This window comes from Acinetobacter sp. YH16052, assembly GCF_013417155.1.
In the GTDB taxonomy this organism is placed as follows: domain Bacteria; phylum Pseudomonadota; class Gammaproteobacteria; order Pseudomonadales; family Moraxellaceae; genus Acinetobacter.
In genome coordinates this window covers 1-1010 of the sequence record NZ_VPEO01000209.1, presented here as the reverse complement: position 1 = coordinate 1010, position 1010 = coordinate 1, and the positions used below count along the sequence as shown (strand labels likewise).

The following is a 1010-nucleotide window of genomic DNA, read 5'->3' as shown; positions in this document are numbered from 1 at the left end:
GAGCACCAATGGCTAATATGAGAGAAAACCCAACCCCCAATCCTGTTAAAAATGTAACCATATTGACTTATCTGAAGTATCTATTTATTTGAATTATGTGTATTTGTTTTTTTTATTCATTAAAATTAAGAATATTTTGGGTTGGCTAAATAATTCTTATGTTAGAAAAAAAACAATGCGAAGCCTTTTTAGCGGTAGTTGAGACTGGTAGTTTCGATCAGGCAGGAAAAATGCTCTGCCTGACTCCATCTGCTGTAACCTTAAGATTGCAAGCTTTAGAAAAAGAATTAGGACAGTTATTAATAATACGTAGTAAGCCTTGTAAATTAACCACATCAGGTCAGCAAGTATTTGAATATTTAAAGAAAAGTCAAAGATTGGAACAGAATTTTTTACATGATTTGATGAATAAGTCACAAGCTGAATTTTTTAAAGTGGTTATTGCATCTAATGCCGATAGCCTAGCAACCTGGTTACTTCCAACCCTCAAAGATGTACTTATAAAAAATAAAATATTGCTGAATCTAATCGTTGATGATCAGGCTCATACATATTCCTTACTAGAAAAAGGAATTGTTAATGCGTGTATCTCAATTGAACCTAAACCTATGAAAGGATGTAATTCTCAATATCTAGGTGTGATGAAATATAGAATGATCGCAACAAAAGCATTCATAAAAAAATGGTTTGCTAGTGGCATAAATAGACAAGCCCTATGCTTAGCACCTGCTGTAATATTTAATGAAAAAGACCATCTTCATTTTGATATTTTAGTAAAGCAATTCGGTCTAACAAAGGGTAGTTACCCTTTTCACTTAATACCCTCTTCAGAATCTTTTTTGACCGCTATACGACTTGGAATAGGTTACGGAATGGTTCCAGAATTCCAATTAAATAGCCTCTATGATCAAGATGAAATGATTGATTTATGTCCAGAATTAGAAAATAAAGTTCAACTCTACTGGCATCATTGGATTCATCAACCTTACCATTTAGAAAGTGTTACAGAC

Annotated in this window: 1 protein-coding gene; it reads left to right on the top strand. The window is 32.8% G+C overall.

Annotated elements, in window-relative coordinates:
• Nucleotides 1–158: 158 nt before the first annotated feature.
• The coding region (locus FTV42_RS17375) for a LysR family transcriptional regulator ArgP (protein ID WP_180039296.1) at nucleotides 159–1010 on the top strand (852 nt) is incomplete at its 3' end.